Origin of the sequence: Inquilinus limosus MP06, assembly GCF_000767795.1 — a bacterium.
GTDB lineage: Bacteria > Pseudomonadota > Alphaproteobacteria > DSM-16000 > Inquilinaceae > Inquilinus > Inquilinus limosus_E.
The window spans coordinates 1-2969 of the sequence record NZ_JANX01000677.1 but is presented as its reverse complement, the minus strand read 5'-3'; the positions used below and the strand labels follow the sequence as shown (position 1 = coordinate 2969).

Annotated in this window: 4 protein-coding genes; all 4 read right to left on the bottom strand. The window is 68.9% G+C overall.

Annotated features, from left to right (window positions below; genetic code table 11):
* Positions 1-255 precede the first annotated feature (255 nt).
* Positions 256-654 (bottom strand): RidA family protein, encoded by a 399-nt coding sequence (locus P409_RS30685; RefSeq protein WP_052121596.1) that lies wholly within the window; start codon positions 652-654, stop codon positions 256-258.
* Between the two features lie 218 nt (positions 655-872).
* Positions 873-1433: a cytochrome b gene (locus tag P409_RS30680; protein WP_034847395.1), complete on the bottom strand. Its 561-nt coding sequence runs from the start codon at positions 1431-1433 to the stop codon at positions 873-875.
* Positions 1430-2488, bottom strand: coding sequence for a catalase family peroxidase (locus P409_RS30675; RefSeq protein WP_034847394.1), 1059 nt, complete (start codon positions 2486-2488; stop codon positions 1430-1432). The genes P409_RS30680 and P409_RS30675 overlap by 4 nt, the downstream gene beginning before the upstream one ends.
* A gap of 264 nt (positions 2489-2752) precedes the next feature.
* A partial coding sequence (locus P409_RS39480) for a hypothetical protein (protein ID WP_034847393.1) occupies positions 2753-2969 on the bottom strand: 217 nt, incomplete at its 5' end.

Here is a 2969-nt window from a genome sequence, read left to right as displayed (position 1 = left end):
GATAGCCAAACGCCCTGTCCCCTCGGACGGGGCGTTTGGCTATCTGACTGTGCCGATCCGTGAATGCGCCTGTCGGTTCGGGCCGTAGCCTCGCAACGCAAGCCGCAAGGCAACGACGATGGCGGTAAATCCCGGCCACGCACCAGACACAAAGCCCTCGTCCCCGACGAGGGCTTTTGGCTCTGGGGCGCTCCCTTCCCCGGAGACACCTCAGTAACCCCAGTTCACGGCCTTTCGCGACGGCGGCGGGTGCTGCTAGGCATCGACCACCGCAACCGCATCGACCTCGATCAGATATCCAGGGGATAGGGCCGCGACCCCCACGACGACATCGGCCGGCTTGTGGTCCCCGAACAGAGCCACCCGGGCCGCTTCGATGATCGGCAGGTGGTCATCGCGCCGGTAATCGACGACATAGATCGTGATCCTGGCAACGTGCCTGGGAAGAGCACCTGCGGCTGCGAGAGCTCGACCGAGATTGGCAAAAACCTGCCGCGCCTGAGCCGTGAGATCGCCCCGGCCGACAAGCTTGCCCTGAATGTCTTCAGGCTCCTGGCCGGCGACGAATATCAGCCTGGTCCCCGTCGCGACAACGACTTGCGAGTACGTATCGGGCGTGGGCAGATCCCGGGGATTGATGCATTCAAGCGTCATTTGCGTCCACCCTCCTTCTCTGGATGTCCTGACGTAACCTTGCGCGGTTCTTCCAGACCCCTGGCGATTGCAGAGACAGAGGGCAAGACAGGCCCGCAGCGTCGATAGCGCCGCGGGCCTGAAACCGGACCAGGCGTCCAGGAGTGCCATGGGGCTATGACCATGCCCGGCGCGCGCGTCATTCCCGCCGCCGGCACGCCCTTCCGGCGGATCCTGGTCTACGACCGGGCGTCGGTCTCCCGCGCCGGCACCGGCGCCATCGCCTCGAACACGCCGTCGCGCCGCACCAGGGCGTGGTACAGCGCCGCCGCGACATGCAGCAGGATCAGCGCGAAGAAGGCGAAGGCCAGATAGACATGCGCGGTCCACAGCAGCGCGTGCAGCCCGGCATCCTGCGGCAGGATCGGCGGCAGGGTCACACCCGGGAACAGAACCACCGGATAGGCCGCGGCGGACAGCATGCCCCAGCCGATCAGCGGCATGCCGATCATCAGCAGGTAGAAGGCGAGGTGCGACAGATGCGCGGCCAGCTTCATCGGTTCCGGCAGGTCGGCCGGCAGCGCCGGCGCGCCGTAGCGCAGCCGCAGGACCACGCGGATCAGCACCAGCACCAGGATGGCGATGCCCAGCGGCTTGTGGATCGCCACCAGCGTCAGGTATTTCGGTGCGACGGTGGACACCATGCCCACGCCGATGAACAGCATGGCCAGGATGCAGAGGGCCAGCAGCCAGTGCAGCAGGCGCTGGGAGGCGGTGAAATGCCGGCGGCCCGCGGTCATGGCTTGGCTCCCGTCGAGGATCCCGGATAGGCGTCGTGCTCCGCCGTGCGGAGGTTGTAGGACCGGGAATAGGCGGCCGACCGCGCGGCCGGGAACGGATCATCCGAGGGGCTGATGCCGGCGGGCAGCACGGTCGGGTCGAAGTTGATGTCGCGGCAGGGGCCGTCCTGCTCGGCCTCGATCTTTTGCACCACCAGGGTCCCGACCTCGACGGTGCGGCGATCCGCCGGCCAGGCCTTGCTCGGGTCCGCAGTCGGATCGCCCGGATTGGCGACCGTCACCGTCATGGTCCAGCGCTGCGGCCCGGCGGCGACGCGCTGGGTGATGTCCTGCTCCAGGAAATCGGGGCCGAGCTTCTCGAGCTGGTCGTGCGGCACGGCCACCGGCGTGGCCGCCGGCAGCAGCGACCAGCGCACCGTATGAGCGGCGCCCGAGCTGTCGGTGAAGACGAAGCTGTTGAGGCTGTTGAACCGCTCCTCGGCATAGCTGCCGGTCCAGGGCGCGCTCTGCGCCCAGGCGCCGAAGGCGGCGATTTCCGGATGCGCCGCGACCACGGCCTTCATCGCCTCCGGGTCCTTGCTGCCGGAAGCGGTCAGCAGCTCGTAGAAAGCCTGCGGCGTCGCCACCGGGAAGAACGGCGGGTCGATCATGGCGCTGCGCCACTCCTGCCCGTCCGGCGTCGAGATCTGCAGCCCCAGCCCGCGCACCCGGACCGTGGCGTCCACGGCCTTGAACTCCGGGGTGGCGAGGTTGAAGCGCCCGAGGGCCGGATACTCGCCCTTGGCGAAGACCTGGGCCTTGGACAGCTCCGCCCCGGCGCCGTTGGACTCGAACACGCCGGTGAAGCAGATGCCCTTGGCGTGGTTGCGGCGATGGCCGGGCGCCGGGCCGCCCGGCGGCGCCAGGGCCGACACCAGCTTCTCCGGCGTCAGGCGTTGCGGCGACAGCCATCCGGCGGTGTAGGCGAAGGCCGCGCCTCCGACCCCGACGACGGCTGCGATCAGGACCAGGGAGCCGAGGGCGGAGCGCCCGGGCGATCGTTGCGGCTGGGGCATTCATCCTCGCTGTGCAGGGACTTGGAACCTGGCTGCGAAACTATGGCCTCGCAGCCGAGCGCGTACGCAAGACTGATGTTCGATCGGACGCCGGATTTGGTTTCGGAAGGGAGCGCCCGCCACCGTCCGAGGGGGGAGCGGATGGTGGCGGGCTGCAGGCATCAGCGGTGATGGGGGGATCCCGCTGTGCAAGGACAAGCTAGCGCAGTGGCCTCGCCCGGCTAATCGCACATGCGATCAGGGCGGATCATACCTAGGGATAGGTCAGGCCGTCCGGGCCAGATGCAGATGCTTGGTGCGGTCGTCGTTCAGCACGATGCCGCCGGGCACGAGGCGGACGGTGAACAGCCAGCCGCCGGCCTCGACCGCCGGAGGCGGGACGTCCTCGAAGGCCTGCCGCGGCAGCGCCAGATGCAGGTCCGGCGCGCGCGCCTCCAGCGTCGCCTCCCACGCGCCATGGGGCGTGCGCAGGCGCAGCACG